Here is a 2,031-nt window from a genome sequence, read left to right on the forward strand (position 1 = left end):
CTGGAGGAGGCATATATCCGGGAAGAAAAAACCATCTCGGCAGAGCTGCTTTACAGCGCTGAATGGTTCAACAGATCCGAGTGAAACGGAGGCGACTGCGAGGGGACTCCAGCGTTAAGGGATAACTCGGTGCGGTAGACTGCTGTCTACAATGAAAGACCGGAAGGGGATAGCCCCTTCCGGTCACATTTTTGTCGGGTATTTGTTTGTGAGAATTTTTGTGGATTTGTGTATGAGAATCAACACTGGTTGCTGCGCTGGTCTCAGCGGACGTGGCACTCCTTTCCGGGATGCCCACCATAGATATAGTTGACAGCCCTGCTGGAGACGGCCTGCTGGCAGCCTTTGAAAAAACCAGCCGTACCTACCTGATGGAAAAAACAGGCTCCCTCCTCAATGCTTCCGTAGGTGGAAAAAACCTTTCTCTGCCTGTTTTCAGATACGACTGGCAGATCCGGAGCGAGGCCATAAACCTCCTCAATGGCAGGACCGTACCTTCGGTATTGTGGTGGGGCAAGCGAGAATCAAGGGATATTTATCTGGATCTGATGGATGTACTTGATGGTGCGGTTCGGCCAACGGGAACAGAATTCCTTGATACGCTGCTTTATGAGGACTTTCTGGATTCCACCCAACCGGCCTTCCAGTGGTATTTGGAAAACTGCAAGCTGACCGGCTGCAGGCACTGATCTCCTGACAGGCGTTTAAATAATCTAACAGAAACCACGAATGAACACCAATACACACGAATTATTACTGAAAGATGAAGTTTATCAGATTGTGGGTTGTGCCATGGAAGTCATTAACACACTTGGCCATGGCTTACTTGAAAAACCCTATGAGAATGCTTTGGCTGTAGAGCTTGGCTTACGTGAAATTCCTTTTAGACAACTATAGTGGACCCAGTTTTCAGGACAGCAATTTAAGCTTACATACCTCACAGAAATGGAGGTAAAAATGAGCCAGAGCAAAAAGCGTAAAATCCATAGTCCTGAGTTTAAGGCCAAGGTAGGCATTGAGGCCCTTCGGGGAGTAAAGACAGCCAATGAGATTGGTCATGAGTATGGTGTCCACCCAATTTCCGTAGGGCTTTGGAAAAAAGAGATTCAGGAACAGGCAAAAAAACTGTTTGAAACCAGGCGCGGTCCAAAATCAGCCGCCGCTGCCCATCAGGAACCAGATGCTCTTTATAGCGAAATCGGTCGGCTGAAAATGGAGCTTAACTGGCTCAAAAAAAAAGCCGGGATGAGCCTGCCTTAATACGTCAATCCTGGATAGATCCAGGGGACGAACTGCCCATTGTAGCGCAATGTAGCCTGAGCGGTATATCCAAATCAGCGCATTACGCAAGGCAGAAAAGCAGGCCAGCAAACAAAGAAGACCTTCTTTTCAGTCGCCTTATTGACGAAGAATACACAAGGCGTCCATTTTACGGAAGCCGAAGGATGGTATACGTTCTCAAAAAAAATGGCCATGCAGTGGGGCGTAAACGTGTTCAGCGCCTGATGCGGGAAATGGGACTGGCTGGCATGATGCCTGGGCCAAACACAAGCCGCAGAAAGCCCGGTCACAAAATTTATCCCTATCTGCTACGGGGTGTGCCAATTGTGAGGCCCAATCAGGTCTGGAGTATAGACATTACCTACATTCGCCCCTGAAAGTCGGATAAAGCGTACACTATTTGGTACCCACTCCCAAACACTTTAAAAAGAGCCTGTCTCTGGCCACTGATTCGGTGGACCATCGATAGCTGCCCATGGGGGTCTGTACCTTTGTGGTTTCAATACAGTCGAACCAATCTAGGATCTGAGCGAGAGAACGTTGCGCAAGCCAGTTTTCCAGCTGCTTTTCGAGCTTGATAAGAGATTTGGTTTTTTCGGGGTCTTTTTTTCTGAGCCTGGCCTGTACGGCCTTTATTTTTTTCATCAGGAAGCAATGATAGCCAAGCGAGATAAATTGTGTGAATTGCCTTCCTCGCAGATTGTCCGGGTACCATGTGCGTGGCCTGGCACCGTCGAGCCCCCCCTTTTG

At 48.6% G+C, this 2,031-nt stretch carries 2 protein-coding genes and 2 pseudogenes; 3 read left to right on the forward strand and 1 reads right to left on the reverse strand.

Annotated features, from left to right (window positions below):
* Positions 1 to 272 precede the first annotated feature (272 nt).
* The 3 genes and pseudogenes from FIM25_RS16835 to FIM25_RS17635 all read left to right on the forward strand — a co-directional run.
* Complete coding sequence (locus FIM25_RS16835) at positions 273 to 689, forward strand: hypothetical protein (RefSeq protein ID WP_139451010.1); 417 nt, start codon at positions 273 to 275, stop codon at positions 687 to 689.
* A 40-nt stretch (positions 690 to 729) separates the two neighbouring features.
* Positions 730 to 897, forward strand: a complete 168-nt coding sequence (locus FIM25_RS16840; RefSeq protein ID WP_218961497.1) for a GxxExxY protein — start codon at positions 730 to 732, stop codon at positions 895 to 897.
* A gap of 60 nt (positions 898 to 957) precedes the next feature.
* A pseudogene (locus FIM25_RS17635) lies at positions 958 to 1,652 on the forward strand (IS3 family transposase); the annotation flags it as partial.
* Positions 1,653 to 1,677: 25 nt separating this feature from the next.
* Here FIM25_RS17635 and FIM25_RS17440 read toward each other — a convergent pair.
* Positions 1,678 to 2,031, reverse strand: a pseudogene (locus tag FIM25_RS17440) (IS1634 family transposase); the annotation flags it as partial.

Origin of the sequence: Desulfobotulus mexicanus (genome assembly GCF_006175995.1) — a bacterium.
Classification (GTDB): domain Bacteria; phylum Desulfobacterota; class Desulfobacteria; order Desulfobacterales; family ASO4-4; genus Desulfobotulus; species Desulfobotulus mexicanus.

Excerpts from the sequence above, each read along its gene's own strand:
- FIM25_RS16840 (WP_218961497.1), top strand. The coding sequence starts at position 730 with ATGAACACCAATACACACGAATTATTACTGAAAGATGAAGTTTATCAG.